Genomic DNA, 26,566 nt, shown 5'->3' with positions numbered 1-26,566 from the left:
GCCTGCCCCAAGCGGGAGGGCTCACGTACGGTTGACGCATGACGAGCATCGGTGGTGCGGCTTCTTCTCAGATGGTCGACTGGAATCTCGCGGTGGCGACCGCGACCCGGCTCGTACGGCCGGGCCCCGAGGTGAGCCGCGAGGAGGCCCGGGCCGTCGTCGCGGAGCTGCGCCGGCACGCCAAGGCCTCGGAGGAACACGTCCGCGGCTTCACCCGGATGGGGACGGAAGGCGTCCACGACACTCCCGTACTGGTGGTCGACCGTCCCGGCTGGGTCCGGGCGAACGTCGCCGGGTTCCGGGAACTCCTCAAACCCCTCCTGGAGAAGATGCAGGAGCGGCGCGGCAACACCCCCGGCGGCGCGGTCCTCGGCGCCGTCGGCGGCAAGGTGACCGGCGTCGAACTCGGGATGCTGCTGTCGTTCCTGTCGTCCCGCGTCCTCGGCCAGTACGAGACCTTCGCCCCGGCCACCCGCGAACTGCCCGCGGGGGAGAACGGCGGCGGCCGACTCCTCCTCGTCGCCCCCAACATCGTCCACGTCGAGCGCGAACTCGACGTCCAGCCCCACGACTTCCGCCTGTGGGTGTGTCTGCACGAGGAGACCCACCGCACCCAGTTCACGGCCGTGCCCTGGCTGCGCGACCACCTGGAGGGCGAGATCCAGTCGTTCCTGGGGGAGACCGAGGTCGACCCCATGACCGTCCTGGAGCGCATCCGGGAGGCCGCCCAGTCGCTGGCCGGCGGTCGGCCCGAGGGCGAGGAGGACGACGACGGCGGGCGCTCGCTCGTGGAGATCGTGCAGACGCCGGCCCAGCGGGAGATCCTCGCCCGCCTCACCGCCGTGATGTCCCTCCTGGAGGGCCACGCCGACTTCGTCATGGACGGAGTGGGCCCGGCCGTCGTGCCGAGCGTCGCCGAGATCCGCGAGAAGTTCCAGCAACGGCGGGCCAAGGGCGCCTCCCGCCTGGACATGGCCCTGCGCAAGCTGCTCGGCCTGGACGCCAAGCTCCGCCAGTACCGCGACGGCGAACGCTTCGTGCGGGCCGTCGTCGACCAGGTCGGCATGGACGGCTTCAACCGCGTGTGGACCTCCCCGAACACCCTCCCGACCAAGTCCGAGATCGCCAAACCGGCGGACTGGGTCGCGCGGGTGCACCGCAAGGCCGAGTCGTGAACCACGTGCGGACGTCGTGAGAGGAATCCGGCCGACGGCAGGCGAACGCCCCTTCAATCACCCGTCCGAGGGACCGTGAGCCATGGGTAGGCGTGCAATGCTCGGGGAACGGCCCGGTTCTGTCACCATCTACACACTCTGAGTGACCGAACCTCGGGCTCACCCCCCGAAAACTTCATGAAGGGAACCGGACATGGGTCCCCATCCTGCGGTCGCGGCGATACGCCTGGCGGTCCGCCGCGTCCTCCACGACCTCCTCACCGACCACCACGCTTCCACCGAGCAGCGTCCGCACGAGCGGCCGCCCTCGCCGCTCGTCCTCGTGGCCTGCTCCGGCGGTGCCGACTCCATGGCCCTCGCCTCCGCCCTCGCCTTCGAGGCCCCCAGACTCGGCCTCCGCGCCGGCGGCGTCACCGTCGACCACGGCCTCCAGCCCGGCTCCGACCTGCGCGCCGAGGAAGTCGTCCTCAGGCTGCGCGAACTCGGCCTGGACCCCGTCGAGTCCACCGCCGTGACCGTGGGCCGCGAAGGCGGACCCGAGGCCGCCGCGCGTGACGCCCGCTACGCCGCCCTCGACGCCGCGGCCGAACGCCACGGCGCGATCGCCGTCCTGCTCGGCCACACCCGCGACGACCAGGCCGAAACCGTCCTGCTCGGCCTCGCCCGCGGCTCCGGCATCCGCTCCCTGTCCGGCATGGCCGCGGTCTCGGGGGCCGACGGCCGTTACCGGCGCCCCTTCCTGGGACTCGACCGGCAGACCGCCCGCAAGGCCTGCATGGTCCAGTCCCTGCCCGTGTGGGACGACCCGCACAACACCGACCCCGCCTACACACGCTCCCGGCTGCGCCACGAAGGTCTGCCCGCCCTGGAGAAGGCCCTCGGCAAAGGAGTCGTCGAGGCCCTCGCGCGCACGGCCCAGCTCTCCCGCGACGACGCCGACGCCCTCGACTCCTGGGCCCGCCAGGCCGAGGCCTCCGTACGGGACGCGGCCGGCCTCCTGGAGTGCGCCAAGCTCTACGCGCTGCCGCCCGCCGTGCGCCGCCGCATCCTGCGCCAGGCGGCCATCGAGGCGGGCGCCCCGGCCGGATCGCTGTTCGCCCGCCACATCGAGGAAGTCGACCGGCTGATCACCGGTTGGCGCGGCCAGGGAGCCATCAATCTCCCCGGCAAGGTCGTCGCCCAGCGGCAGGGTGGCAGACTGGTGATTCGGCAAGGCTGAGTCCCCGCTCCCTCCGGGGGGCGACGGGCGGCTCGTGGGACGACCGAAAGTGATGCGGGTGGACGCGAAAGACATGGGTGCCGACCTCAAAGAGGTACTCATCACCAAGGAAGAGATCGACGCGAAGCTCGTGGAGCTCGCCGCGAAGATCGACGCGGAGTACGCGGGCAAGGACCTGCTGATCGTCGGCGTCCTCAAGGGCGCGGTGATGGTCATGGCCGATCTCGCCCGGGCGCTGTCCACCCCCGTCACCATGGACTGGATGGCCGTGTCGTCCTACGGCGCGGGCACCCAGTCCTCCGGCGTGGTGCGGATCCTCAAGGACCTCGACACCGACATCAAGGGCCGGCACGTCCTGATCGTCGAGGACATCATCGACTCCGGCCTGACCCTGTCGTGGCTGCTGTCCAACCTCGGCTCGCGCGAGCCGGAGTCGCTGAAGGTGTGCACCCTGCTGCGCAAGCCGGACGCCGCCAAGGTCGCCATCGACGTCGAGTGGGTCGGCTTCGACATCCCCAACGAGTTCGTCGTCGGCTACGGTCTCGACTACGCCGAGAAGTACCGCAACCTCCCGTTCGTCGGTACGCTCGCGCCCCACGTCTACGGCGGCTGAAGGTGGCTGCGGCGTCCGCTGAGCCAACAGAGCCGTCTTTGTAGGGCGAACGGGAACCCTCGCGGGTTTCGCGCCGTTGGAGCATGCAGACGGGTCTGCCAGCCCTCCCGTGCGGCTTCGGTCGACGATGCTGGGGTACCGTCAGAAGAACTGTCTTATCAAACTCACTATGGCAGGAGGGACGGGGCGGCACCGCTCCGTATGGATGGACGTGAAGCGATACTTCCGTGGGCCGGTCATGTGGATCGTGCTGGCCGTCCTTGCCGTGGTCGTGTTGATGCAGGTCGTCGGCTCGTCCGGTGGCTACAAGACGGTGGACACCGGCCAGGTCGTCCAGGCGATCAATGACAACAAGGCCGAATCAGCGAAACTGACCACCGGCGACGAGAACACCATCAAGGTGCAGCTCAAGGACGGCGAAAAGGTCGAGGGCAGCTCGAAGATCCAGGCGAGCTACATCGGCGACCAGGGCCGTGACCTCGCCACCGTGCTGCAGAACAAGTACCAGGACAAGCAGATCCCCGACGGGTACACCGTCTCTCCGACGAAGCAGAACGCCTTCGTCGGGATCCTGCTCTCCCTGCTCCCCTTCGTCCTCATCGTGGTCGTCTTCCTGTTCCTGATGAATCAGATGCAGGGCGGCGGCTCCCGGGTCATGAACTTCGGGAAGTCCAAGGCGAAGCTCATCACCAAGGACACCCCGAAGACGACGTTCTCGGACGTCGCCGGCTCGGACGAGGCCGTCGAGGAGCTCCAGGAGATCAAGGAGTTCCTCCAGGAACCGGCGAAGTTCCAGGCCGTCGGGGCCAAGATCCCCAAGGGCGTACTGCTGTACGGCCCCCCCGGCACCGGCAAGACCCTGCTCGCGCGCGCCGTCGCGGGCGAGGCCGGCGTGCCGTTCTACTCGATCTCCGGTTCCGACTTCGTCGAGATGTTCGTCGGTGTCGGTGCCTCCCGAGTCCGTGACCTGTTCGAGCAGGCCAAGGCGAACGCCCCGGCGATCGTCTTCGTCGACGAGATCGACGCGGTCGGCCGCCACCGCGGCGCCGGCCTCGGCGGCGGTCACGACGAGCGCGAGCAGACGCTGAACCAGCTGCTCGTCGAGATGGACGGCTTCGACGTCAAGGGCGGTGTGATCCTCATCGCCGCGACGAACCGGCCCGACATCCTCGACCCGGCCCTCCTGCGCCCCGGCCGCTTCGACCGCCAGATCGCGGTCGACCGCCCGGACATGCAGGGCCGTCTGGAGATCCTCAAGGTCCACCAGAAGGGCAAGCCGGTCGCGCCCGACGTCGACCTGTCGGCCGTCGCGCGTCGCACGCCGGGCTTCACCGGCGCGGACCTGAGCAACGTCCTCAACGAGGCCGCCCTGCTCACCGCCCGCAGCGACAAGAAGCTGATCGACAACTCGATGCTGGACGAGGCGATCGACCGCGTGGTGGCGGGCCCGCAGAAGCGGACCCGGATCATGTCGGACAAGGAGAAGAAGATCACCGCGTACCACGAGGGCGGACACGCCCTGGTCGCGGCGGCCTCCCCGAACTCCGACCCGGTGCACAAGATCACGATCCTCTCCCGAGGCCGTGCCCTTGGCTACACCATGGTCCTGCCGGACGAGGACAAGTACTCGACCACCCGCAACGAGATGCTCGACCAGCTCGCCTACATGCTGGGCGGTCGCGCCGCCGAGGAACTGGTCTTCCACGACCCGACCACCGGCGCCGCGAACGACATCGAGAAGGCCACGGCGACGGCCCGCGCGATGGTCACCCAGTACGGCATGACCGAGCGTCTGGGCGCCATCAAGTTCGGTGGCGACAACACCGAGCCGTTCCTCGGGCGTGAGATGTCGCACCCGCGCGACTACTCGGAAGAGGTCGCCGCGCTGGTCGACGAAGAGGTCAAGAAGCTCATCGAGACCGCGCACAACGAGGCCTGGGAGATCCTGGTCGAGAACCGCGACGTCCTCGATCAGCTGGTGCTCCAGCTGCTGGAGAAGGAGACGCTGAACAAGGAGCAGATCGCCGAGATCTTCGCTCCCATCGTCAAGCGTCCCCCGCGCCCTGCCTGGACCGGCTCCTCCCGCCGCACGCCGTCCACCCGTCCGCCGGTGCTCTCCCCCAAGGAGCTCGCACTGACGAACGGCGCCAACGGCGCGACCCCGGCGATCACCACCGCCAAGGCCACCGCGTCGGAGCAGGCCACGGATGCCGTTCCCGAGGAGCGCCCCGAGAGCTGACGCTCACCCGTCCCGCGCCGGTGACCTCACCGGGCCCGGAATGGATGCCGCGCCCCCCAGGTTCTAGCCTGGGGGGCCGCGGCATTTTTCGGCCGTGAGGACTCTAGGAACGAGGCACCAGATGACCGACCGCGTGACGCTGGACGGCGAGGGCTCCATCGGCGAGTTCGACGAGAAGCGCGCCGAGAACGCCGTACGTGAGCTCCTGATCGCGGTCGGCGAGGACCCGGACCGCGAGGGGCTCCGGGAGACGCCGGGGCGGGTGGCGCGGGCGTACAAGGAGATATTCGCGGGGCTGTGGCAGAGGCCCCAGGACGTGCTGACCACGACGTTCGACATCGGGCACGACGAGATGGTGCTCGTGAAGGACATCGAGGTGTACTCGACCTGTGAGCACCATCTCGTGCCGTTCCGGGGTGTCGCCCACGTCGGATACATTCCGGCCACCACCGGCAAGATCACGGGGCTGTCCAAGCTGGCCCGGCTCGTGGACGTCTACGCCCGTAGGCCGCAGGTGCAGGAACGGCTCACCACGCAGATCGCGGACTCCCTGATGGAGATCCTGGAGCCGCGCGGTGTGATCGTCGTCGTGGAGTGCGAGCACATGTGCATGTCGATGCGGGGGATCCGCAAGCCCGGCGCCAAGACGCTCACCTCGGCCGTACGCGGTCAGCTGCGGGACGCGGCGACGCGGAACGAGGCGATGAGCCTGATCATGGCGCGTTGACGCCGCGCTTCGTCACGCGGTCGACGTAGCCCCGGAGCCGCGGTCGTCGTCCTCCGGGAGTTTGCACACCCGCTCCAGGAAGATCGCCGCCGCTATCACCGCGATGCCCGCGAGGACCGAGAAGCCGGCGTAGATGGCCTGGTCGCGGCGGGCGGGGATGTCGAGGGACTCCAGGAGGAAGACGCCGGTGCCGCCGTACATGCCGGAGACGAGGGCGGCCACCAGGGCGCTGGCCTGGCCGAAGACGACCGCGCGGGCCGCCATGAGGGGGTCGACGCCCTTCGCCTCGGGGACGCGCTCGCGCTGCGCCTTGAGGCGGGCGCGCAGGGAGAGCGCCGTGGCCACGAGGACCACGGCGATCAGGGCCAGCACGATGGGGGCGGCCAGCGGGACGCTGGGCAGGGTCCCGATCGAGTTCCACAGGCGGGCGCCCGCCCAGGACAGGATCCCGGCGACGGCGAACACGCCGGCCAGCAGCCTGATGCGCAGCTCTCTCACGGTGCCCCTTCAGCTCCCCCGAGGTCCTTGGGCGGTCCCACGGACAGTGGTCGTGTTGACCTTAACGGCTATTCGGGCAGCCGGAGTTCCAGGTCCTTGCGGGGCTCCACGCCGTCTCGCGCGACGGTGTCGAGGAGAGCTGCGACCGGGCCGCGGCCGGGCAGCTGGGCCTCGGGCTCCACGTCGTGCCAGGGGACGAGCACGAACGCGCGCTCGTGGGCGCGAGGGTGCGGCAGGGTGAGGACCGGGTCGTCGGAGACCACCTCGGCGTACGTGACGATGTCGACGTCGAGGGTGCGCGGGCCCCAGCGCTCGTCCCGCACCCGGTTGAAGGCCTCCTCGACCGCGTGCGCCCGCTCCAGCAGGGAGGACGGGGGGAGCGTGGTCTTCAGCACGACGACCGCGTTGAAGTACGAGGGCTGGCTGTCGGCGGCCACGCCCCACGGCTCCGTCTCGTAGACCGGGGAGACGGCCTTGACGCGGACTCCGGGCGTGTCCTCCAGGGCGTCGACGGCCCCCTGGAGGGTCTCCAGACGGTTGCCGAGGTTGGAACCTAGGGAGAGCACGGCCCGCATGGGGTTGTGGAGGGTGGTGTCGGCGGCGTCCACCTGCTGCACGACCGAGGCGGGCACCGGCTGTACGGTCGGGTCGCTCGGACCCGCGGCGAAGGACGCGGTCATACTCGGCTCCGGGTGATGGTGACGGTCACGTCGTCGAAGGGCACGGTGATCGGTGCGTCGGGTTTGTGGACCCTGACCTCGACCTCCTCTACCCGTTCGTGCTTCAGACAGACCTGGGCGATGCGCTCGGCGAGCGTCTCGACGAGGTCGACGGGCTCGCCCTCGACGACGGCCACGACCTCCTCCGCCACGACGCCGTAGTGCACGGTCTTCGTCAGGTCGTCGTCGGCGGCGGCCGGCCGGGTGTCCAGTCCGAGGACGAGGTCCACGACGAAGGTCTGGCCCTCCCGGCGCTCCTCGGGGAACACACCGTGGTGCCCGCGGGCCTTCAGGCCGCGCAGCGCGACACGATCCACGCGAATCACTCCTGCAATCGTCGGTGACGGCCGGTCCGTACCGTGTGCGGGCGGTACCCCGGCCTCGAACGAATCTACCTGCGAGCACTGACAGGGCCGGGCCGCGGGGGCGCGTCCGGTGCCGGGTCCAGGAGGTTTCACCGTGTGTTTCCCCTGGGGAACCCGGCGGCTCACGGGTTGGTAGCCGCCCATACCCAGGGGTTCGTGATTCCAACCACGTATTGGTCCCGTCGGGTCCCGTCGGGTTCAGGACGGGGTTTCCTCGTCCTCGTCCTCGCCGTTCTCGGCCAGCACCGGGGAGGCGTGGTGGGACCACAGCTTCCAGCCCTCGGAGGTGCGGCGGAACACGTTCGTGGCGACCACGAGCTGGCCGACGAGCGGGCCCAGCTCCTCGCCGCCCTCGGGCGCCGGGCCGCCGCTGAGGATGTTCTCGGTGCAGGTCACCAGGGCGGTGTCGCCGGTGACGGAGACGTGCACGTCGGTGAGGAAGAACTGGATGTAGTCCGTGTTCGCCATGATCAGCGCGTACGACCTCAGGACCTCGCCGCGCCCGGTCAGCACGGGCCAGCCGGGGTGCACGCAGGAGACCACGCCGACATCCGCCGGGTCGTGGTAGGTCTCGTCGACCCCCAGGTCGGCCGGGGTGAGCCAGAGCGAGGACAGCTCCTCGAAGTCGCCGCGCTCCAGTGCCTCGTAGAAGGCGGTGTTGGCGGCTTCCACCTGCTCCACGTCGGTGTGCGGGGCGCTCACCGGGCTCCTTCCGCGCCGTTGTCCGCGGTGCGCGCGCTGTCGGCGCGCGCCCCTTCCACGGCGCGGGCGACCCGTACCGCGTCGGCCGTGGCGCGTACCTCGTGCACGCGCACCGCCCACGCGCCGGCGTGCGCGGCGAGGGCCGAGACGGCGGCCGTGGCGGCGTCGCGCTCGCGCGCGGGCGGCGGGGCGCCCTCCGGGCCGGCGAGGACCCGGCCGAGGAAGCGCTTGCGGGAGGCGGCGACCAGAAGGGGGTGGCCGAGGCCGAGGAGGCGGTCGAGGTGGGAGAGGAGCACGAGGTCGTGCTCGGCGTCCTTGGAGAAGCCGAGGCCCGGGTCGACGACCACGCGGTCGGGGGCGATGCCGCCCGCGAGGACGGCGTCCACGCGCGCGTGGAGTTCGTCGACGACCTCGGCGACGACGTCGGCGTAGACGCCCCTGACGTTGCCGCCCTCCAGGAAGCCGCGCCAGTGCATGACGACGAAGGGGGCGCCCGCGTCGGCGACGACCGGGATCATCGCGGGGTCGGCGAGGCCGCCGCTGACGTCGTTGACGAGCGCCGCGCCGGCGGCGAGGGCCTGGGCGGCGACGGAGGCGCGCATGGTGTCGACGGAGACGGGCACGCCCTCGGAGGCGAGGCCGCGGACGACGGGGATGACGCGTCGCAGCTCTTCGTCCTCGTCGACGCGGGTGGCGCCGGGACGGGTGGACTCACCGCCGACGTCGACGAGGTCGGCGCCCTCCTCCACGAGGGTGAGGCCGTGCTTGACGGCGGCCGTCGTGTCGAACCAGCGGCCGCCGTCGGAGAAGGAGTCGGGGGTGACGTTCACGACTCCCATGACCGCGCAGCGGTCCCATGGGGGGAGGCCGGCGACGCGCCCGCGTCCGCTCTGCTTGCTCATGCGTTCAGCCTAGGCCCAGCGTGGAGCCGCGGTATCGCACGGCCCGGACGGAAGCCCCCGGGCTGGAGGAGGGGTGGGGCTTCCGTCCGGGCCGGTCCCGGGGTGGCCGGTCACGCCGCTCTTACGTCCCGCTCTCCGACCGCGTGGGCACACACGCGTGCGGTGTGCGAGCGGCGGCGCAGGAAGCGCGGCAGCGGGAGGGCGAGGTTGACGAAGCCCTCGGCCTGCATGGCGGCGAAGCCGATGCGCGGGAGGTCGCCGGAGGCCCGGTAGACGACGAAGCGGGGCTCCCAGCGGGGCTGGAACTTCGCGTTGAACTTGTACAGGGACTCGATCTGGAACCAGCGGGACAGGAAGACCAGCAGGCCGCGCCAGGCGCGCAGCACCGGTCCCGCGCCGATCTTCTCGCCGCGGGCGAGCGCGGAGCGGAACATGGCGAAGTTCAGCGACATGCGCGTGATGCCGAGCTTCGGGGCCGCCTGGAGGGCCGCCACGATGAGCAGTTCGTTCATGCCGGGGTCGGCGGACCGGTCCCGTCGCATGAGGTCGAGGGAGGCCCCGTCGGTGCCCCAGGGCACGAAGTGCAGGATCGCCTTGAGGTCGCCGTACGGGCCGGGCTGGTCGTCCGCCTTGTGGGCGGTGGCGATGAGGCAGTCGCCGTCGGCGAGGTCCCCGATGCGGCCCAGGGCCATCGAGAAGCCGCGCTCGGTGTCGGTGCCGCGCCAGTCGTCGGCGGCCTGCCGGATGCGCTCCAGCTCGGTCTCCCCGAGGTCACGGACGCGCCGTACCCGGGTCTCGTAACCGGCCCGCTCGATGCGCTTGACCATCTGGCGGACGTTGCGCATCGCGCGGCCGGCGAGCGAGAAATCCGCGACGTCCACCACCGCCTCGTCGCCGAGTTCGAGGGCGTCCAGGCCGGTCTCCCGGGTCCAGACCTCCCCGCCGGTCTCCGAGCAGCCCATGACGGCGGGCGTCCAGGAGTGCGCCTTGGCCTCGTCCATGAAGCGCTCGATGGCGCCCGGCCAGGCCTCCACGTCGCCGATCGGGTCGCCGCTGGCGAGCATCACACCGGAGACGACGCGGTAGGTCACCGCCGCCTTGCCGCTGGGGGAGAAGACGACGGCCTTGTCGCGGCGCAGCGCGAAGTGGCCGAGGGAGTCGCGGCCGCCGTGCTTGGCCAGCAGGGCCCGCAGACGGCTCTCGTCCTCCTCCGTGAGGTGGGCGGCCGGGTGCTCGGGCCGGAAGGCGAGGTAGATCGTGGTGATGGCGGTGAGCAGGCCCAGGGCGCCCAGGGAGGCTCCGACGGTCCACGAGGTGTCGCCCTGGTAGTCGACGGGGCCCTCGAAGCCGAAGAGGCCGTACAGGACGTGCGTGATGCGATCGGCCAGGCTCGGGTCGCCGACCATGCGGTTCGGGTGGACGCTGACGATGATCAGCCCGAGGAAGAGGGAACCGGCGCCCATGAGGACGAAGTTGGCGAGCGCGCGCCAGCGGCTGCGCGGGTCGGGCAGCGCCCTGAACTGGTCGCGGTGGCGCAGCAGCGGCGCGAGCAGGGCGAGCGAGATGGCCGCCCCGACCAGGGAGTGCCGGTACGTGAACTGCGCCAGCGCGCCCGCCGGCAGCAGGACCACGGCCGCCCGCCAGGCCCGGCGCTTGTGGCGCCTGAGGCCGTGGGCCAGCAGCAGCAACAGCACACCGGCGCTGAGCGAGAGCGCGGCCGCGAACGGGCCCAGCGCGCCGGGCAGCACCTCCGCCATGGTGTGCATACGGCTGTGCCGGAAGCGTGGGAAGACGCCGGCGGCGATGTCCAGCAGACCCACGAGCGTGCAGGCTCTGGCGACGAGGACGGGTACGGCCTCGGGGCGCGGCCCGTGCAGTGCACGCCGCAGCCGTGTTGATCGGATCGGAACCCCGCCCGACATTTCCTCATCTGTCCTGACAGACATCGCATCCCGTGGTTCTGCGAGTGACCTTGGATCCGGAGCCTTCATTCGGGCATCCGGCGACATTGCGCCCTCTAGGACGGTGTCTGGTGAGGAGAGGTTCACTCAGCTCCTCAAAGCCGTTTCAAAGGCCGAGGAAAGCGAAAGCAAGCAATGGGTCTCACGAGCAACGTCACGCTGGTGCTGGCGGTCCTGGCCGCCCTGGCCGTCTTCGCCGGCACGGTGTGGCTCTGGCCACGGTTGGCGCGCCGGGGCTGGCGGCCCGTCAGCGGCCGTATAGGGCTGCTGTTCGCGACGCAGCTCCTGATCTTCGTGTCGGTGGGACTCGCCGCCAACCAGGCCTTCGGGTTCTACGCCTCCTGGGCCGACCTGTTCGGCCGGGAGACCGACATGGGCGTGGTGGTCGACCACACCCCGGGCAAGCGGTCGAGCGGGCCCCTGAGGGTGACCGAGGTCGGGGACGTGCCCGGCAGGGTCGGCTTTCGGCCGTCGTCGGTCGGGCAGGTCCAGAAGGTCGACATCGTCGGTCCCACGAGCCACATCGCGAGTCCCGCGTACGTCTATCTGCCGCCGGAGTATTTCCAGGCGCGCTATCAGAAGCGGACGTTCCCGGCGGCGGTCGTGCTCACCGGTTATCCGGGCACCGCGAGAGCACTGGTGGACAAACTCCACTATCCGCGCACGGCTCTGGAACTCACCAAGGACGGGCGTATGCAGCCGATGATCCTGGTGATGCTGCGGCCGACGGTGGCGCCGCCGCGCGACACCGAGTGCGCGGACGTTCCGAACGGCCCGCAGACCGAGTCGTTCTTCGCGAAGGACCTTCCGGAAGCGGTGACCGAGCACTACCGGGTCGGCAGGAAACCGGGGAGCTGGGGGATCATCGGGGACTCCACGGGCGGCTACTGCGCGCTGAAGCTCGCCATGCACCACCCCAAGGTGTACGCCGCCGGGGCGGGCCTGTCGCCGTACTACAACGCCCCCGTCGACGCGACCACGGGCGACCTCTTCCAGGGCGACAAGACGCTCCGGGGCCGCGCCAACCTCTGGTGGTGCCTCAAACACCTGCCCGCGCCCGACACCTCACTGCTCGTCAGCAGCAGCAAGGTGGGCGAGTCGAACTACAAGGACACGTTGAAGTTCATAGAGCGGGTGAAGGCGATGGGAACGACACGTATCTCGTCGATCATCCTCGAAAGCGGCGGGCACAACTTCAACACCTGGCGGCGGGAGATCCCGGCGACCTTGGAGTGGGTCAGCGGGCGGCTCGGCGGCGATGAGCGACAGGTCAGCGATCAATGAGCGATCAAGGAGTGATCAATGCGCCGAATTCGGCGGCGGTCCCGATTCCTGATGTCGTGTGAAGGCCGAGGCGTGGCTGTGTTTTTACGGGGCGGGGCACCATCGTTCGCCTACGCGCGGTAAGTTTCTGGCCATGCCACGTGGACGTCACCGCCATTCCCCGCCTTTGCACAGGCTGCTGCCTCCGTCGGCGATCGCAGGCGTCTCCCTCGTCTGCGCCTTCGGGCCCTGGGTGTTCTCGCAGCAGGCCGTGCTGCGCGTGATAGCCGCCTTCGCCGCGGCGGTCGCAGTCGTCGGGGCGGCCGTCATGCGCCGGTGGGACGCGCAGGCGGGCAAGCAGGTCGCCGACCTCACGCGCGCGCGTGCGAGCGACGAGTGGCGGCACGAGGAGCGGGTCGCCGAACTCGAGAGCGACCTCGAGGAGTCGCGCGAGCTGCGCGTCAAGCTGGAGCAGCGGCTGCGGGCCAAGCGCACGGAGCTGGCGGGCCTGCGCAACGAACACGCGGCGCTGCTGCGGCGGTACGCCACCGCGGAGACCGAGCGGGCGAGCGCCCTGGAGGGCCGCCGGCTGCTGGAGATAGAGGCCGCCCCGGCGCGCGCGCTGCCGCCGGGGGAGCGGGCCGACGCGCCGACCGTGGCTGCGGCTGCCGAGGACGTGGAGCCCGCAGAGGTTTCGACCGCTTCGGACGCTCCGGACGTTTCCGAGGACGAGCCGGAGCGGCCCGCGATCTTCTCCCCGGAGGGGTCCCGGCTGTTCCTGCGGGCCAACGCGGCGCTGAAGCGGCTCGACGAGGGCGGCGGCGGAGCCGTCAGGACGGAGACCGGGGCCGGGGCGACGCCCGAGGCCGGGGCGAAGACCGAGCCCGTTGCGAAGACCGAGGCCGGGGCGAAGACCGAGGCCGGGGCGAAGACCGAGGCCGCAGCCAAAACCACGGCTGACCCCGAACCCACGGCTGCCCCCAAGGCCATGGCTGACCCCGAACCCACGGCTGGCCCCAAGGCCGCCGCCTCCAAGACCACGTCCGGCCCCAAGACCACGTCCGGCCCCAAGACCACGTCCGGCCCCAAGGCTGAGGCCGCCCCCAAGGGACAGCCCACGCAGGCCGCTTCCGCCGCGGCGAGCACCGCCGGTGCCGAGGCGGAGGCCGCGCAGGAGGACGAGGCGCGGGGGAAGCCCGAGGCGGCCGACGGGCACGAGCACGCGGCCGCCACCACCACGGCGGGAGCCACCTCACCGCAGCAGCAGCCCGCCGGGCACTTCATCGCGCCGACCGCGGTCGCCGTCGTGCCCGCGGCTCCCGTGCGACGCCCTCGGGTCGAGGGCGGGTTCGACTTCTTCGGCACGAAGTCGGGGGCCTCGCGGGACGCCCTGGAGGCCGTGCAGAACGAGGACCTCGCCGACGTCGTCGGCCAGGAGGCCCTCGCCCTGCACAAGGCCGAGGCGGAGGCGGAGTTCAAGCCGGCCGACGAGGAGTCGCGGGGCATCGGCCAGGTCATCGACCTGACGGCCCACGACGAGACGGAGCAGATCGACGTACAGGGGCTGCGCAGCGCCGTCTCCTGACGGACGCACAGGTGCGCGCGGGCACCCCGACGGGCACGGTCAGACCATCCAGCGGTCGGGCCGTGCCCCTTTTCGTCCCGTCCGCGACCTCTCGGCCTGCGCCGCGAGCAGCTCCGTGGCCTCCTGGGCGTCCCTCAGGCGGGCCGTGACGGTCTTGTTCGCCCCCGTGTCCACATGCACCTCGGCGACCCGCCACAGCCGCTCCCAGGGCCCCTGCGTGACCCGTACGCTCTGGACCTTCGCGTGCGGGACGAGCGCCAGGCTCCGGCGCAGCAGCCCCTGCCGCGAGGCGAACACCGCGTCGGTGACGGCGAGTCCGTGGCCGCGCCACCACAGGGGCACGCACCACCCGGCCCGCCGCGGGGGCCGTGACAGCGCCGACAGGGGCGGCACGACGACTCCGGGCAGCACGCGCGCGACGACCGCCTCGGCGACCTCGCGCGGGGCGACCGGCACCAGCACGGAGTTGGACGAGCCGGCGACGTCCAGCTCGACCCGCACCCAGTCGCGCCGCCGCCACAGCAGGGGCTCCACGATCCGTACGGTCTGCACCCGCCCCGGCGGCACCGTCTCGTGGCTGCGGTCGAGGAGCCCGTGGTCGATGCGCAGCCCGTCCGGGGACTCGCCCACCGTCCAGTCGTACTCGGTGACGAACCGCCCCACGCTGCTCGCCCCCGCCGCGCCGAGCAGCGGTACGGCGGTCGCGAGGACCGTCCACAGGCTGTGGGTGGCCCACCACAGCAGCGTCGGTACGACGAGGGCGGCGACCAGGCTGATCCAGGTGGCGCCCGTCAGCACGAGGGAGAGCGCGAGATCACGTGGAGGCGTGCGCAGCAGCTCGCGCGCCGGGGCCTCGCCGACCTCGTGCGCGGTCTCGGGGGCGAACCCGGCGGCGCGTGCGAGGAGTTCCGCGCGCAGCGTCCGCGCCTCGCGCTCCCCGAGGAAGGCCAGTTCGTCCTTCTTGTCGGTGCCGACGACGTCCAGGCGGAGCTTCGCGACCCCCGCCACGCGCGCGAGGAGCGGCTGGGTGACGTCGATCGCCTGGATGCGTTCGAGGCGGATGTGCGCGGTGCGCCGGAACAACAGGCCGGTCCGGATGCGCAGTTCGGTGTCGGTCACCGCGAAGTGGGTGAACCACCAGGTGAGGAAGCCGTACAGGGCGGCCGCGGGGACGACGACGGCGAGGGCGATCAGCAGGGTGGTGGTCGTGAGCCGGGTGAGCTGGCGCTGCGCCTGGTCGGGGTCGTGCACGGCCCACCCGATGACGACGGCGACCGGCGCCCACGCCCGCCTGAGCGGCGTTATGGGATGCAGCCGCCGCTCGGCGACGGGCTCCTTCTCCGGCTTCTCCTGTACGGCGTCGTCGACGCCCGGCGCCGTCACAGGCCCGCCGATCGGGCCTCGCCGAGCTCGGTGAGCCGGTCGCGCAGCCGCTCCGCCTCGGCCGGGTCGAGGCCCGGGATGGTCGCGTCGGTCGCCGCGGCGGCGGTGTGGAGCTGGACGCTGGCCAGCCCGAAGTGCCGCTCCACGGGCCCGGAGGTGACCTCCACGAGCTGCATCCGGCCGTACGGCACGACGGTCTCCTCGCGCCACAGCACGCCCCGGCTGATCAGCAGGTCGTCGGCGCGCTCGGCGTAGCGCCAGGAGCGCCAGTTGCGGCCGAGCATCACCCAGCCCCAGCCGGCCAGGGCGAGCGGCAGCAGCGCGAACGCCGCCCAGAGGGGCCCGCACAGCAGCCCGAGGAGCAGCCCCAGGCCCACCGCGATCAGTCCCAGCCACACCACCAGCAACAGCCGCCGCATCCGCAGCAGCCCCCGCGGCAGCCCGGTCCACACCGGTTCGTCGCCCGCGACTTCCGTGTCCTGCCCGCTCCCCGTCTCCATGGGGCCAGCGTACGTAGGACAGACTGTGTCCATGACTCCTACGACGGAGACCACGGTCGGCATCGGCGGCGCCGCGGAGAGCACCGACATGGTGCTCAACATCGGACCGCAGCACCCGTCCACCCATGGCGTGCTGCGCCTGAGGCTGGTCCTGGACGGCGAGCGCATCATGAGCGCGGAACCGGTGATCGGCTATATGCACCGGGGCGCGGAGAAGCTCTTCGAGGCGCGCGACTACCGCCAGATCATCATGCTCGCCAACCGCCACGACTGGCTGTCGGCCTTCTCCAACGAGCTGGGCGTGGTCCTCGCCGTGGAGCGCATGCTTGGCATGGAGGTGCCGCGGCGGGCCGTGTGGACGCGCACGCTGCTCGCCGAGCTCAACCGGGTGCTCAACCACCTGATGTTCCTCGGCTCGTACCCGCTGGAGCTCGGCGGCATCACCCCGGTCTTCTACGCCTTCCGGGAGCGGGAGGTCCTCCAGAACGTCATGGAGGAGGTCTCCGGCGGCCGGATGCACTACATGTTCAACCGCGTCGGCGGCCTCAAGGAGGACCTGCCGGCCGGCTGGGCCACGCGTGCGCGTGCCGCCGTCTCCGCCGTGCGCTCGCGCATGGACCGCTTCGACGACCTGGTCCTCGGCAACGAGATCTTCCGGGGGCGCACCAGGGACGTGGGCGTCCTCGCCCCGGAGACCGTCCACGCGTACGGCGTCAGCGGGCCCGTCGCGCGCGCCTCGGGCGTCGACTTCGACCTGCGCCGCGACGAGCCGTACCTGGCCTACGGCGAGCTCCAGGACACGCTGAAGGTGGTGACCCGCCAGGAGGGCGACTGTCTCGCCCGCTTCGAGGTCCTCCTGGAGCAGACCCACAACGCCCTCGACCTCGCCGACGCCTGCCTGGACCGGCTCGCGGAACTCGAACCCGGGCCGATCAACCAGCGGCTCCCCAAGGTCCTCAAGGCGCCCGAGGGACACACGTACGCGTGGACCGAGAACCCGCTCGGCATCAACGGCTACTACCTCGTCAGCAAGGGCGAGAAGACGCCGTACCGGCTGAAGCTGCGCTCGGCCTCGTACAACAACATCCAGGCGCTGGTCGAGCTGCTGCCGGGCACGCTGGTCGCCGACATGGTGGCGATCCTGGGGTCACTGTTCTTCGTGGTCGGGGACATCGACAAGTAGGCCGGCGAGGGGCGCGTCCGCGGTGTCGGCGGACACGCCGACCGGCTGGAGCAGCCAGCCGAAGTCGCCGAGTCCGCCCGCCGCGGTGAGCTCGGCGGCCTCCCCGGCGCGCGCGAGGGCGCGTACGTACTCCGCGGGCTGTGCCGACGCCAGCGACAGCGCGGGGCGTGCGCCCGTGATGCCCAGGGCGCGCAGGGCGTCGCGCTGGGTCAGCACACGCCCTCCGGGCTGCGCGCACGCGTCCAGCGCCACATGGGCCGTGAGGTCGCACGACCCGTCCGGCACGGGTGCGCTCTCGCGTCCCTCACGAAAGCCGGTGAGCGTTCCGAACAGGGGGCGCGAGGAGGCCGTGTGGGCGTAGTCGACGGCCACCGCTAGGCCCCGCGCGACCGTTGCGACCGCCGCCGCCCACGCCTCGTCGCGGGGCAGGCCGATCTCGGCCCGCAGTCCTTCCTCGGCCGGCAGGGGCCACCACCGCTCCAGCCACTCCGCCTCCGCACCGGCGACCGGCTCCCCGAGACGTTCGCGGCCGTCGCGCCGTACGAGAACCCGTCGGGGTACGCCCGCCGAGTCGGTCTCGGCGATCTCCACGGGGACGTTGTCCAGCCATTCGTTGGCGAACAGCAGCCCGGTGATGTTCGTCGGCGGTTCGGACAGCCACTCGATGCGGTGATCGAGGGCGGCGGGGCGGTCGGCGACCTCGACGGCGCACACGCGCGTGCGGGCGTTCACCTCCGCGGGCAGCGCGGCCAGGACACCGGTGGCCAACTCGCCCCGCCCCGCGGCCATGTCCACGAAGTCGAGCCGGGCGGGCCGGCCCAGCGCCTCGTCGAGGCGGCACAGCAGCCGGGCCACGGCCTCCGCGAACAACGGGGAGGCGTGCACGGACGTACGGAAGTGTCCGGCGGGCCCCTCGGGCCTGCGGTAGAAGCCGTCCGGGCCGTAGAGAGCGGCCTCGGCGGCGGCCCGCCAGCCGGTCCAGCCGTCCGTCGTGTCATTGGTCACGCCGTCAGGCTAGGCGCACCGGGGAAAGGGGCCTCCACCTTGGGGAGTACGCGCGGGCGGTACGGATCGGTCCTCCGGTTGACCCCTGCACACATCACGCTTCCCTACGCTGGGTTACGTGCAACGCCTCTATGACTTCCTCCGCAGGCACCCGACAGGGGTCGACGTCTTCTGGGCCGTCTTCCTGCTCGGGATCTCGCTCGCGAGCGAAACCGCCCGTGGGGAGTCCCAGGGGACCGAGTCCCCGGTGGCGATCATCCCGATCGTCCTGCTGCTGTGCGTGGTGATCGCGCTGCGCCGGCGCATGCCGGAGCGCATGCTGCTGCTGGCCATCGGACTCGGTGTGGCGCAGGTCGTGCTGGACGTGGAGACCACGTCCGCCGACTTCGCCTTCCTGGTGATCGTCTACACCGTGGCCGCCACCGGCAGCCGCTGGGCGTCCCGGCTGGCGCTGACGATCGGCCTGTGCGCCGCGCCCGTCGCGCAGTTGCGCTGGCCGAACGAGAACACCGGCGTGCTCGGCAACGTCGCGCTCATGATCTTCCAGTCCGTGCCGTTCGCCCTGGCCTGGGTGCTCGGCGACTCGATCCGCACCCGCCGCGCCTACTTCGCGCAGCTCGAGGAGCGCAACGCCCGTCTGGAGAAGGAGCGCGAGGCGCAGGCCAAGGTCGCCGTCGCCGCCGAGCGCGCCCGGATCGCCCGCGAACTGCACGACGTCGTCGCGCACAACGTGTCCGTCATGGTCGTCCAGGCCGACGGCGCCGCCTATGTCCTCGATACCGCGCCCGACCAGGCCAAGAAGGCCCTGGAGACCATCTCCTCCACCGGCCGCCAGGCGCTCGCCGAGATGCGCCGCCTGCTGGGCGTGCTGCGCACCGGCGAGCACCAGGAGGGCGGCGAGTACGTCCCGCAGCCCGACGTCGAGCAGATCGAGGACCTCGTCGAGCAGTGCCGCGGCTCCGGGCTCCCCGTCGACTTCAAGGTCGAGGGCACCCCGCGCCCGCTGCCCAGCGGCGTCGAGCTGACCGCGTACCGCATCGTGCAGGAGGCGCTCACCAACACGCGCAAGCACGGCGGGCCGAACGCGGGTGCGAGCGTGCGCCTGGTCTACTTCGACGACGGCCTCGGCCTGCTCGTCGAGGACGACGGCAAGGGCGCCCCGCACGAGCTGTACGAGGAGGGCGGCGCCGACGGAGCCGGTCACGGCCTGATCGGCATGCGCGAGCGGGTCGGCATGGTCGGCGGCACCCTGGACGCGGGCCCCCGCCCCGGCGGAGGATTCCGCATCAGTGCGCTGCTGCCGCTCAAACCAGCGCATTGACGTCGACACGCGCCCCCTGTTGACACCTGTCACGCCCCCCAACGACATGCCGTACGAAACCCGAGGAAACGGAAGAGGCCCGATGACGATCCGCGTGATGCTCGTCGACGACCAGGTGCTGCTGCGCACCGGGTTCCGGATGGTGCTGGCGGCCCAGCCGGACATGGAGGTCGTCGCGGAGGCGGGGGACGGCGTGGAGGCCCTCCAGGTGCTGCGCTCGACCGCCGTGGACGTGGTCCTGATGGACGTCCGCATGCCGAAGCTCGACGGTGTGGAGACCACCCGCCGCATCTGCTCGGAGCCCGACCCGCCGAAGGTGCTGATCCTGACCACCTTCGACCTCGACGAGTACGCCTTCTCGGGACTGAAGGCGGGCGCCTCCGGCTTCATGCTCAAGGACGTGCCCCCCGGCGAGCTGCTCACCGCGATCCGCTCGGTGCACAGCGGTGACGCCGTGGTCGCCCCCTCGACGACCCGGCGTCTGCTCGACCGGTTCGCTCCCATGCTGCCCGCCACCGGCAAGGAGCCCCAGCACGCGGAGCTGGAGCGGCTCACCGGCCGCGAGCGCGAGGTCATGGTGCTGGTCGCGCAGGGGCTGTCCAACGGCGAGATCGCGGCCCGGCTGGTGCTGTCCGAGGCGACGGTGAAGACCCATGTGGGCCGCATCCTGACCAAGCTGGGCCTCAGGGACCGGGTGCAGGTGGTGGTCCTCGCCTACGAGACGGGGCTGGTGCGCGCGGGCGGGCAGGGCTGAGACACGGGCCCGACCTCGAACGACATGGCCGGAGCTACCGCAGAATCCCTTCCAGGAAGTCGCTGCCCAGCCGCGCCACCACGGTGACGTCGAGCTGGTGCAGGACGTACCGGCCGCGGCGGCGGGTGGTGATCAGGCCCGCCTTCTTGAGGACGCCCAGGTGCCGGGATATCTCCGGGGCGGTCATGCCGTGCACCTGGGCGAGCTCGCTGGTGGTGTAGGCGCTGCGGGCCAGATGCCGGCACAGACGCATCCGGACCGGATGGGAGAGCGCGCCCAGCCGCAGGGCCAACTGCTCGACCGAGGGCGGGGAGGCGAGCTCGGGGGAGCCGACCGGGTAGTGCAGGGCGGGCTGCCAGCCGTACCGGTGCAGGACGCTCAGGTGCGGCCAGCCCAGGCTCGTCGGGATCAGCAGCAGCCCGCCCTCGGCCGTGGCGCTGTGTCCGATGCCCAGCTTGTCGACCGTGATGCGGCCCGCCGCCTCGTCGAGCGTCACCGCCGGCGACACCGCGGTCAGCGCCTCCGCGAGACCCTTGCGGCGCAGCAGGTCCGTCTTGTGGCGGGCGTCGGCCGCCAGCTGGTGGCGCAGCCGCGACCAGGTGTCCGCGAAGAACGCCTCGTCGCAGTCCTGCACGAACTGCCGGAACCAGGCCCGGATCCGCGGCGGGTCGGCCAACAACCGCTCGGCGAACCGCACCTGGCGCGGTCCGCGCGAGGCGGCCAGCTCCAGGGCACGCCGGTGCAACGCGCTGTCGGAGAGCGCGCTCGGACCGTGCGAGCAGTACGGCAGCGCGCAGGTGAACTCCAGGGCCGCGTCCACGAACTGCTCGTCCGTCAGCTTGTCGAGCAGGTCCAGGTCCTCGGCGATGCAGGCCCCGGGAAGGGTGGTCCGCCCTGCCACACCGGCGAACGGCATGAACAGGTCCGAGAACGTCGTCCGCCACAGGAAGTCCGCCTCGCACATCCGGTCGGCGAGGTGCGGGTCGAGCCGCGCGGTCACGCCCGTCACCCAGGCCTGGAGTCCCGGATGGTGGCCCGGTTCGGCCAGCGCGTGCAGCGCCATGCCGAGCTCGGCCAGGGGGGAGGGCACGACGGCGACCCTCTCCGGCCGCAGCCCCGCGATGTCGATGCGCACGCTCATGACCTCATGGTGCACCCCGCCACTGACAACGCCGTCCCCGATTGACAGGGGCCGTCAAATCGACGCGACGCGGCCGCCGTGGCGGCGCAGCCTGGAGCCATGAGCATCACCCAGCAGCACCTCCTCGACACCTACCGCGCCCGGCAGCTCGGCACCCCTGCCCCGCCCGCGCCCGGCACCCACGTCCCGGTGGGACGGCCGGCCCGGGAGCTGCTACGGCGCGCGCTGCGCCGGGGGCTGCGACGGCAGGCCCGACCGGTCCGCTGACCCCTGGCCGGTGACCTCCCGCAGCCGGGCCACGAAGTCGGCGGCCGCCGTCCGCACGTCCGCCGCCGTCCACTCCAGGGCGGCGGCACGGACGTAGACCTCGGTCATGGACAGGCCCGGGCCCTTCTCGTCCCAGGCGTTGATGAAGAGGGCCGTGCCGGTCTCCTCCGACTGCCGGATCGCCGCCTCGGAGAGCTCGTCGACGCCGTACGGCAGCCAGACCTGGAAGTCGAAGGTGTGCGGCACCTCGGGATGCACCCGCGCCCACCCGAGCCCGGCCTCGGCGAACCCCTCGCGCAGTGCGGCGGCCACCACGCGCGCGTGGGTCACGTACTCGGGCAGCCTGGGCAGTTCGTGCTCCAGTCCGGCGAGGGCCGACAGGGCGGTCGGGAACTGCTGGAAGACCGCGCCCCCGTACCGGTGCCGCCAGGTCTTCGCCTCCTCGACCAGGCTCTTCGGGCCGGCGAGCGCGGCCCCGCCGTAGCCCTGGAGGGACTTGTAGAACGACACGTAGACGCTGTCCGCGAGGTCCGCGATCTCGGGCAGGGGGCGCCCGAAGTGGACGGTGGTCTCCCACAGGCGTGCCCCGTCGAAGTGCACCACCGCGTCCCGCTCGCGAGCCGCCTCCACGACCTCGGTGAGCTCCTCCCAGGTGGGCAGCACGAAACCGGCGTCCCGCAGGGGCAGTTCCAGCATCAGCGCCCCGAAGGGCTCCTCGAAACCGCGTATCTCGTCGGCCGTGGGCTGCCGCGGTTCGCTCGTCACATGGACCGGGCGCAGACCGGAGACCTCCCGGAAGGCGTCACGTTCGTACACCTCGGGGTGGGCCAGGGCGTGCAGGGCGACGGTGGGACTGCCGGTGCGGCCCGCCCAGCAGCGCAGCGCCACCTGCTGGGCCATGGTGCCGGTCGGGAAGAAGGCGGCGGCCTCCTTGCCGAGCAGACCCGCGACCTTCTCCTCCAGGGCCGCGACCACGCCGTTGCCGTACAGGTCGGACGGCTCGTCCAGGTCGTAGAGGGCGTCCGCCCCGTCGAGCAGCGCGAGACGTTCGCGCAGGGGTGCGAGCAACCCCAGGCGCGCGAGCGTGCGTTGTGCGCTCCGATAGGCGCTGAGGCGCCGTGCGCGGCGGCGCAGGAGCCGTTCCTCCTCCGTGAGCTGCTCCGCCCGCTCCCCCTCCGTGACCTGCTCCGGTCGTCCCTCGTCGGCTGTCCTACCGGCCCCGTGCCGCCCTTTGTCACTCATGCGCGGATCATCTCGTGCGCCCCCGGCCCGGGCACGCCCATTTCCGCACTCCCGGCCCACGGAAACCCACAGCCTGTGGACAACCGGACGTCCCTCGAACCGATCGCGTTAACATGACGAGAAATCGTCCGGTACCCAGATGCGGACTGGAACGGGAAGGCCGCCGTCGCGTGACTACAGCCCAACAGCCAGACAGCAAGGACCGCCCCGCGCGGCTCACCGTCGGCGTCGTCGGCGCCGGCCGGGTGGGGCCGACGCTGGCCGCGTCCCTCCAACTCGCCGGGCACCGTCCGGTGGCCGTCTCCGGGGTCTCCGACGCCTCCCGGCGGCGCGCCGAGCTGATGCTCCCGGACGCTGCGCTCGTCACCCCCGCGGAAGTTCTCCAGCGGGCCGACCTGGTGCTGCTGACCGTCCCCGACGACACCCTGCCGGGGCTCGTCGAGGGCCTCGCCGAGACCGGGGCGGTGCGGCCGGGGCAACTCCTCGTGCACACCTCCGGGCGCTACGGCGCGAAGGTCCTCGACCCCGCCCTGCGCGCGGGCGCCCTGCCGCTGGCCCTGCACCCGGCGATGACCTTCACGGGCACCCCCGTGGACGTCCAGCGCCTCGCCGGCTGCTCCTTCGGCGTCACCGCGCCCGAGGAACTGCGGCTGGCCGCCGAGGCGCTCGTCATCGAGATGGGCGGCGAGCCCGAGTGGATCGAGGAGGACAAGCGCCCGCTGTACCACGCGGCCCTCGCCCTCGGCGCCAACCACCTGGTCACCCTGGTCGCCCAGGCCATGGAGCTGCTGCGCTCGGCCGGCGTCGAGGCCCCCGACCGGATGCTCGGCCCGCTGCTCGGCGCCGCCCTCGACAACGCCCTGCGCTCCGGCGACGCGGCCCTCACCGGCCCGGTCGCGCGCGGGGACGCCGGCACCGTCGCCGCGCACATCACGGAGCTGCGCAGGCACGCCCCGCAGACCGTCTCCGGCTATCTGGCGATGGCCCGCGCGACCGCCGACCGGGCGCTCGCCCACGGCCTGCTCAAGCCAGAACTCGCCGAGGACCTCCTCGGGGTACTCGCCACCGGAACCGACGGCGCCGAGGGAGACGGCCGATGAACACGACCCTGCTGCGCACCGCCGGCGAACTGCACGCACGTACGCGCGTGGGCCGCCGGGCCGTCGTGATGACCATGGGCGCCCTGCACGAGGGCCACGCGACCCTGATCCGCACCGCCCGCGAGATCGCCGGACGGGACGGCGAGGTCGTCGTCACCGTCTTCGTGAACCCCCTCCAGTTCGGCGCGGGAGAGGACCTCGACCGCTACCCGCGCACCCTGGACGCCGACCTCAAGATCGCCGAGGACGCCGGCGCGGACGCCGTCTTCGCGCCCTCCGTCGACGAGGTCTACCCAGGCGGCGAGCCCCAGGTGCGCGTCAGTGCGGGCCCGATGGGGGAGCGCCTGGAGGGCGCCTCACGCCCCGGCCACTTCGACGGCATGCTGACCGTCGTCGCCAAGCTGCTCCACCTCACCCGCTCGGACATCGCCCTCTACGGCCAGAAGGACGCCCAGCAGCTGGCCCTGATCCGCCGCATGGTGCGCGACCTGAACTTCGGCGTCGAGATCGTCGGCGTGCCCACCGTGCGCGAGGACGACGGCCTGGCCCTCTCCAGCCGCAACCGCTACCTCGCGCCGAAGGAACGGCGCACGGCACTCGCGCTCTCCCGCGCGCTGTTCGCGGGCCGCGACCGGCACGCGGCACAGGAGGCGCTGCGCGCGCGGGCCCGCGAAGTGCCCGCCACGCACGCGCGTGCCGAGGCCCTGAGCGCCCTGGGCGAGTCCCGCGCGGCCGCCGACGCGCACGCGGTCGCCAAGGCCCTGCCGGGAGCCCCGTCGGCGGTCCGCGCGGCCGCCCGGCTGATCCTGGACGACGCCGCGCGCCTCGACCCGCCGCTCGCCCTGGACTACCTCGCGCTCGTCGACCCGTCCGACTTCACCGAGATCGAGGACGACTTCACCGGCGAGGCCGTCCTCGCCGTCGCCGCCCGGGTGGGGACGACCCGGCTGATCGACAACATCCCCCTGACCTTCGGAGCCGCCTCGTGAGCAGCACAGGCATACGACTGCACGCACCCGCGCCCGGGTGGTCCATCGACGCGGACGTCGTGGTCGTCGGCTCCGGCGTGGCCGGTCTCACCGCGGCCCTGCGCTGCGAGGCCGAGGGCCTCAGGACCGTCGTCGTCACCAAGGCCCGCCTCGACGACGGCTCCACCCGCTGGGCGCAGGGCGGCATCGCCGCGGCCCTCGGCGAGGGCGACACCCCCGAACAGCACCTGGACGACACCCTGGTCGCGGGCGTGGGCCTGTGCGACGAGGAGGCCGTGCGGATCCTCGTCACCGAGGGACCGGACGCCGTACGCCGGCTGATCGCGACCGGCGCGCACTTCGACGAGTCCGAGGCGGGCGACCTGGAGCTCACCCGCGAGGGCGGCCACCACCGGCGCCGGATCGCCCACGCGGGCGGTGACGCGACCGGGGCGGAGATCTCCCGGGCGCTCGTCGAGGCCGTCCGCGCGCGGGGACTGCGCACGATCGAGAACGCCCTCGTCCTCGACCTGCTCACCGACGCCGACGGCCGCACGGCTGGCGTCACCCTGCACGTCATGGGCGAGGGCCAGCACGACGGCGTGGGCGCCGTGCACGCCCCCGCGGTGGTCCTCGCGACCGGCGGCATGGGCCAGGTGTTCTCCGCGACCACCAACCCGTCCGTGTCCACCGGCGACGGCGTGGCGCTCGCCCTGCGTGCGGGCGCCGAGGTCAGCGACCTGGAGTTCGTGCAGTTCCACCCCACCGTGCTGTTCCTCGGCCCGGACGCCGAAGGACAGCAGCCGCTCGTCTCCGAGGCCGTGCGCGGCGAGGGAGCCCACCTGGTCGACGCCGACGGCGTGCGCTTCATGGTCGGGCAGCACGAACTGGCCGAGCTGGCGCCCCGGGACATCGTCGCCAAGGGCATCACGCGCCGCATGCAGGAGCAGGACGCCGAGCACATGTTCCTCGACGCCCGGCACTTCGGCGCCGAGATGTGGGAGCACCGCTTCCCGACGATCCTCGCCGCCTGCCGCGCCCACGGCATCGACCCGGTCACCGAGCCCATCCCGATCGCACCGGCCGCCCACTACGCCTCCGGCGGCGTGCGCACCGACCCCCGGGGCCGTACGACCGTCCCCGGCCTGTACGCGTGCGGTGAGGTCGCCTGCACCGGTGTGCACGGAGCGAACCGGCTCGCCTCCAACTCCCTCCTGGAGGGCCTGGTCTACGCCGAGCGCATCGTGGCCGACATCGCGGCGGTCCAGAAGGCGAACGGCCTCCACGCGCGCGTGCCGGTCCCCGTCGAGCGCACCGAGACGCCCGCCCACCCCCTGCTCGCCCCCGAGGCCCGGTTCGCGATCCAGCGCACCATGACGCGCGGCGCGGGCGTGCTGCGCTCGGCCGCGTCCCTGACCGGCGCGGCGGACGCCCTGCACCGGCTGCACGCCGACGCCCGTGACGCCCTCGCCGAGAACGGCAAGACGGCCGAGCCCGGCGTCGACACCTGGGAGGCCACCAACCTCCTGTGCGTGGCCCGCGTCCTGGTCGCCGCCGCCTTGCAGCGCGAGGAGACGCGCGGCTGCCACTGGCGCGAGGACCGGCCCGACCGGGACGACACGGCATGGCGCCGCCACATCGTCGTACGGCTGAACCCGGACCGGACCCTCGCCGTGCACACCACCGATACCGCAGACTTCCCCCCGACCCGGCAGCACCTTCAGGAGCAGTGAC

General features: G+C 72.1%; 25 protein-coding genes. 14 read left to right on the top strand and 11 right to left on the bottom strand.

From position 1 onward, the window contains the following. The first annotated feature begins 38 nt into the window (after positions 1-38). The 5 genes from ABZ098_RS26525 (at position 39) to folE (ending at position 5,973) form a co-directional block, all read left to right on the top strand. Positions 39-1,175 (top strand): zinc-dependent metalloprotease, encoded by a 1,137-nt coding sequence (locus ABZ098_RS26525; RefSeq protein WP_356595173.1) that lies wholly within the window; start codon positions 39-41, stop codon positions 1,173-1,175. Between the two features lie 193 nt (positions 1,176-1,368). Continuing rightward, a complete protein-coding gene (gene tilS, locus ABZ098_RS26520) occupies positions 1,369-2,394 on the top strand; it encodes a tRNA lysidine(34) synthetase TilS (RefSeq protein WP_356595171.1) in 1,026 nt (341 codons plus the stop codon). A gap of 52 nt (positions 2,395-2,446) precedes the next feature. After that, entirely contained in the window at positions 2,447-3,007 is a 561-nt protein-coding gene (gene hpt / locus ABZ098_RS26515; protein WP_020122574.1) for a hypoxanthine phosphoribosyltransferase, read from the top strand. 205 nt (positions 3,008-3,212) lie between these two features. After that, positions 3,213-5,246 (top strand): ATP-dependent zinc metalloprotease FtsH, encoded by a 2,034-nt coding sequence (gene ftsH / locus ABZ098_RS26510; RefSeq protein ID WP_356595169.1) that lies wholly within the window; start codon positions 3,213-3,215, stop codon positions 5,244-5,246. 121 nt (positions 5,247-5,367) lie between these two features. Continuing rightward, positions 5,368-5,973, top strand: coding sequence for a GTP cyclohydrolase I FolE (gene folE / locus ABZ098_RS26505; RefSeq protein WP_356595167.1), 606 nt, complete (start codon positions 5,368-5,370; stop codon positions 5,971-5,973). A 12-nt stretch (positions 5,974-5,985) separates the two neighbouring features. Here folE and ABZ098_RS26500 read toward each other — a convergent pair whose 3' ends face one another. The 6 genes from ABZ098_RS26500 to ABZ098_RS26475 all read right to left on the bottom strand — a co-directional run bounded on the left by ABZ098_RS26500 (position 5,986) and on the right by ABZ098_RS26475 (position 11,081). Next, complete coding sequence (locus tag ABZ098_RS26500) at positions 5,986-6,471, bottom strand: DUF3180 domain-containing protein (protein ID WP_356595165.1); 486 nt, start codon at positions 6,469-6,471, stop codon at positions 5,986-5,988. Positions 6,472-6,539: 68 nt separating this feature from the next. Further along, positions 6,540-7,151: a 2-amino-4-hydroxy-6-hydroxymethyldihydropteridine diphosphokinase gene (gene folK / locus ABZ098_RS26495; protein ID WP_356595163.1), complete on the bottom strand. Its 612-nt coding sequence runs from the start codon at positions 7,149-7,151 to the stop codon at positions 6,540-6,542. After that, on the bottom strand, positions 7,148-7,507 hold the full coding sequence (gene folB, locus ABZ098_RS26490) for a dihydroneopterin aldolase (RefSeq protein ID WP_356595161.1): 360 nt from the start codon (positions 7,505-7,507) through the stop codon (positions 7,148-7,150). The genes folK and folB overlap by 4 nt, the downstream gene beginning before the upstream one ends. 246 nt (positions 7,508-7,753) lie before the next feature. Continuing rightward, on the bottom strand, positions 7,754-8,257 hold the full coding sequence (locus ABZ098_RS26485) for a nuclear transport factor 2 family protein (RefSeq protein WP_053846691.1): 504 nt from the start codon (positions 8,255-8,257) through the stop codon (positions 7,754-7,756). Next, positions 8,254-9,159 carry a dihydropteroate synthase gene (gene folP, locus ABZ098_RS26480; protein ID WP_356595159.1) on the bottom strand — a complete coding sequence of 302 codons (906 nt, stop codon included), beginning with the start codon at positions 9,157-9,159 and terminating at the stop codon, positions 8,254-8,256. Before folP ends, ABZ098_RS26485 begins: the two co-directional genes overlap by 4 nt. A 110-nt stretch (positions 9,160-9,269) precedes the next feature. After that, positions 9,270-11,081: a phosphatidylglycerol lysyltransferase domain-containing protein gene (locus ABZ098_RS26475; RefSeq protein WP_356595158.1), complete on the bottom strand. Its 1,812-nt coding sequence runs from the start codon at positions 11,079-11,081 to the stop codon at positions 9,270-9,272. 174 nt (positions 11,082-11,255) lie between these two features. Here ABZ098_RS26475 and ABZ098_RS26470 point away from each other — a divergent pair, with 174 nt between their 5' ends. Both ABZ098_RS26470 and ABZ098_RS26465 read left to right on the top strand, forming a co-directional pair. Next, complete coding sequence (locus ABZ098_RS26470; protein WP_356595156.1) at positions 11,256-12,404, top strand: alpha/beta hydrolase-fold protein; 1,149 nt, start codon at positions 11,256-11,258, stop codon at positions 12,402-12,404. Between the two features lie 133 nt (positions 12,405-12,537). Next, on the top strand, positions 12,538-13,968 hold the full coding sequence (locus ABZ098_RS26465) for a hypothetical protein (RefSeq protein ID WP_356595154.1): 1,431 nt from the start codon (positions 12,538-12,540) through the stop codon (positions 13,966-13,968). Between the two features lie 39 nt (positions 13,969-14,007). On the opposite strand, the gene ABZ098_RS26460 is transcribed toward ABZ098_RS26465, so the two are convergent. Both ABZ098_RS26460 and ABZ098_RS26455 read right to left on the bottom strand, forming a co-directional pair. Further along, positions 14,008-15,351, bottom strand: a complete 1,344-nt coding sequence (locus ABZ098_RS26460) for a PH domain-containing protein (protein WP_356595152.1) — start codon at positions 15,349-15,351, stop codon at positions 14,008-14,010. Then, positions 15,348-15,851: a PH domain-containing protein gene (locus tag ABZ098_RS26455; RefSeq protein ID WP_356595150.1), complete on the bottom strand. Its 504-nt coding sequence runs from the start codon at positions 15,849-15,851 to the stop codon at positions 15,348-15,350. The genes ABZ098_RS26460 and ABZ098_RS26455 overlap by 4 nt, the downstream gene beginning before the upstream one ends. A gap of 31 nt (positions 15,852-15,882) precedes the next feature. On the opposite strand from ABZ098_RS26455, the gene ABZ098_RS26450 reads away from it, so the two are divergent. Continuing rightward, positions 15,883-17,034 carry an NADH-quinone oxidoreductase subunit D gene (locus ABZ098_RS26450; protein WP_356595148.1) on the top strand — a complete coding sequence of 384 codons (1,152 nt, stop codon included), beginning with the start codon at positions 15,883-15,885 and terminating at the stop codon, positions 17,032-17,034. Here the strand turns inward: ABZ098_RS26450 and ABZ098_RS26445 are convergent. After that, entirely contained in the window at positions 16,999-18,039 is a 1,041-nt protein-coding gene (locus ABZ098_RS26445) for an SAM-dependent methyltransferase (RefSeq protein WP_356595146.1), read from the bottom strand. The two genes, ABZ098_RS26450 and ABZ098_RS26445, sit on opposite strands and share 36 nt — an antisense overlap. A gap of 118 nt (positions 18,040-18,157) precedes the next feature. Here ABZ098_RS26445 and ABZ098_RS26440 point away from each other — a divergent pair, with 118 nt between their 5' ends. Further along, positions 18,158-19,360: a sensor histidine kinase gene (locus ABZ098_RS26440; RefSeq protein WP_356595144.1), complete on the top strand. Its 1,203-nt coding sequence runs from the start codon at positions 18,158-18,160 to the stop codon at positions 19,358-19,360. An 82-nt stretch (positions 19,361-19,442) separates the two neighbouring features. Continuing rightward, positions 19,443-20,114 (top strand): response regulator transcription factor, encoded by a 672-nt coding sequence (locus tag ABZ098_RS26435; RefSeq protein ID WP_356595142.1) that lies wholly within the window; start codon positions 19,443-19,445, stop codon positions 20,112-20,114. A 34-nt stretch (positions 20,115-20,148) separates the two neighbouring features. On the opposite strand, the gene ABZ098_RS26430 is transcribed toward ABZ098_RS26435, so the two are convergent. Next, on the bottom strand, positions 20,149-21,255 hold the full coding sequence (locus tag ABZ098_RS26430; protein WP_356595140.1) for a DUF5937 family protein: 1,107 nt from the start codon (positions 21,253-21,255) through the stop codon (positions 20,149-20,151). Positions 21,256-21,354: 99 nt separating this feature from the next. Between ABZ098_RS26430 and ABZ098_RS26425 the strand changes: the two genes are divergently transcribed. Then, positions 21,355-21,522 carry a hypothetical protein gene (locus tag ABZ098_RS26425; protein ID WP_356595138.1) on the top strand — a complete coding sequence of 56 codons (168 nt, stop codon included), beginning with the start codon at positions 21,355-21,357 and terminating at the stop codon, positions 21,520-21,522. On the opposite strand, the gene ABZ098_RS26420 is transcribed toward ABZ098_RS26425, so the two are convergent. After that, the gene (locus tag ABZ098_RS26420) at positions 21,469-22,764 is read right to left on the bottom strand and encodes a beta-eliminating lyase-related protein (protein ID WP_356595136.1); all 1,296 of its coding nucleotides are present in this window, start codon (positions 22,762-22,764) and stop codon (positions 21,469-21,471) included. The genes ABZ098_RS26425 and ABZ098_RS26420 overlap by 54 nt on opposite strands. A 170-nt stretch (positions 22,765-22,934) precedes the next feature. Here ABZ098_RS26420 and ABZ098_RS26415 point away from each other — a divergent pair, with 170 nt between their 5' ends. Genes ABZ098_RS26415 through ABZ098_RS26405 form a run of 3 tightly spaced genes read left to right on the top strand, consistent with a single transcriptional unit; the run spans position 22,935 to position 26,565 of the window. After that, on the top strand, positions 22,935-23,864 hold the full coding sequence (locus tag ABZ098_RS26415; protein ID WP_356595134.1) for a DUF2520 domain-containing protein: 930 nt from the start codon (positions 22,935-22,937) through the stop codon (positions 23,862-23,864). Then, positions 23,861-24,853 (top strand): pantoate--beta-alanine ligase, encoded by a 993-nt coding sequence (gene panC, locus ABZ098_RS26410; protein ID WP_356595132.1) that lies wholly within the window; start codon positions 23,861-23,863, stop codon positions 24,851-24,853. The genes ABZ098_RS26415 and panC overlap by 4 nt, the downstream gene beginning before the upstream one ends. After that, positions 24,850-26,565 carry an L-aspartate oxidase gene (locus tag ABZ098_RS26405; protein ID WP_356595130.1) on the top strand — a complete coding sequence of 572 codons (1,716 nt, stop codon included), beginning with the start codon at positions 24,850-24,852 and terminating at the stop codon, positions 26,563-26,565. The genes panC and ABZ098_RS26405 overlap by 4 nt, the downstream gene beginning before the upstream one ends. Position 26,566: the final 1 nt, after the last annotated feature.

The sequence above is a fragment of the Streptomyces sp. NPDC006335 genome, assembly GCF_040612795.1.
Classification (GTDB): domain Bacteria; phylum Actinomycetota; class Actinomycetes; order Streptomycetales; family Streptomycetaceae; genus Streptomyces.
Note: the sequence above shows the minus strand (reverse complement) of the source record. Positions and strands in the feature narration are given on the sequence as shown.

What these genes read in the sequence shown, in the direction of transcription:
- ABZ098_RS26455 (WP_356595150.1), bottom strand. Translation starts at nt 15,851, where the DNA reads ATGGAGACGGGGAGCGGGCAGGACACGGAAGTCGCGGGCGACGAACCG.
- ABZ098_RS26430 (WP_356595140.1), bottom strand. Translation starts at nt 21,255, where the DNA reads ATGAGCGTGCGCATCGACATCGCGGGGCTGCGGCCGGAGAGGGTCGCC.
- ABZ098_RS26470 (WP_356595156.1), top strand. Translation starts at nt 11,256, where the DNA reads ATGGGTCTCACGAGCAACGTCACGCTGGTGCTGGCGGTCCTGGCCGCC.
- ABZ098_RS26420 (WP_356595136.1), bottom strand. Translation starts at nt 22,764, where the DNA reads ATGAGTGACAAAGGGCGGCACGGGGCCGGTAGGACAGCCGACGAGGGA.
- ABZ098_RS26465 (WP_356595154.1), top strand. Translation starts at nt 12,538, where the DNA reads ATGCCACGTGGACGTCACCGCCATTCCCCGCCTTTGCACAGGCTGCTG.
- ABZ098_RS26450 (WP_356595148.1), top strand. Translation starts at nt 15,883, where the DNA reads ATGACTCCTACGACGGAGACCACGGTCGGCATCGGCGGCGCCGCGGAG.
- ABZ098_RS26525 (WP_356595173.1), top strand. Translation starts at nt 39, where the DNA reads ATGACGAGCATCGGTGGTGCGGCTTCTTCTCAGATGGTCGACTGGAAT.
- panC (WP_356595132.1), top strand. Translation starts at nt 23,861, where the DNA reads ATGAACACGACCCTGCTGCGCACCGCCGGCGAACTGCACGCACGTACG.
- ftsH (WP_356595169.1), top strand. Translation starts at nt 3,213, where the DNA reads ATGGACGTGAAGCGATACTTCCGTGGGCCGGTCATGTGGATCGTGCTG.
- folE (WP_356595167.1), top strand. Translation starts at nt 5,368, where the DNA reads ATGACCGACCGCGTGACGCTGGACGGCGAGGGCTCCATCGGCGAGTTC.
- tilS (WP_356595171.1), top strand. Translation starts at nt 1,369, where the DNA reads ATGGGTCCCCATCCTGCGGTCGCGGCGATACGCCTGGCGGTCCGCCGC.
- ABZ098_RS26475 (WP_356595158.1), bottom strand. Translation starts at nt 11,081, where the DNA reads ATGTCGGGCGGGGTTCCGATCCGATCAACACGGCTGCGGCGTGCACTG.
- ABZ098_RS26425 (WP_356595138.1), top strand. Translation starts at nt 21,355, where the DNA reads ATGAGCATCACCCAGCAGCACCTCCTCGACACCTACCGCGCCCGGCAG.
- ABZ098_RS26435 (WP_356595142.1), top strand. Translation starts at nt 19,443, where the DNA reads ATGACGATCCGCGTGATGCTCGTCGACGACCAGGTGCTGCTGCGCACC.
- folP (WP_356595159.1), bottom strand. Translation starts at nt 9,159, where the DNA reads ATGAGCAAGCAGAGCGGACGCGGGCGCGTCGCCGGCCTCCCCCCATGG.
- hpt (WP_020122574.1), top strand. Translation starts at nt 2,447, where the DNA reads ATGCGGGTGGACGCGAAAGACATGGGTGCCGACCTCAAAGAGGTACTC.
- folK (WP_356595163.1), bottom strand. Translation starts at nt 7,151, where the DNA reads ATGACCGCGTCCTTCGCCGCGGGTCCGAGCGACCCGACCGTACAGCCG.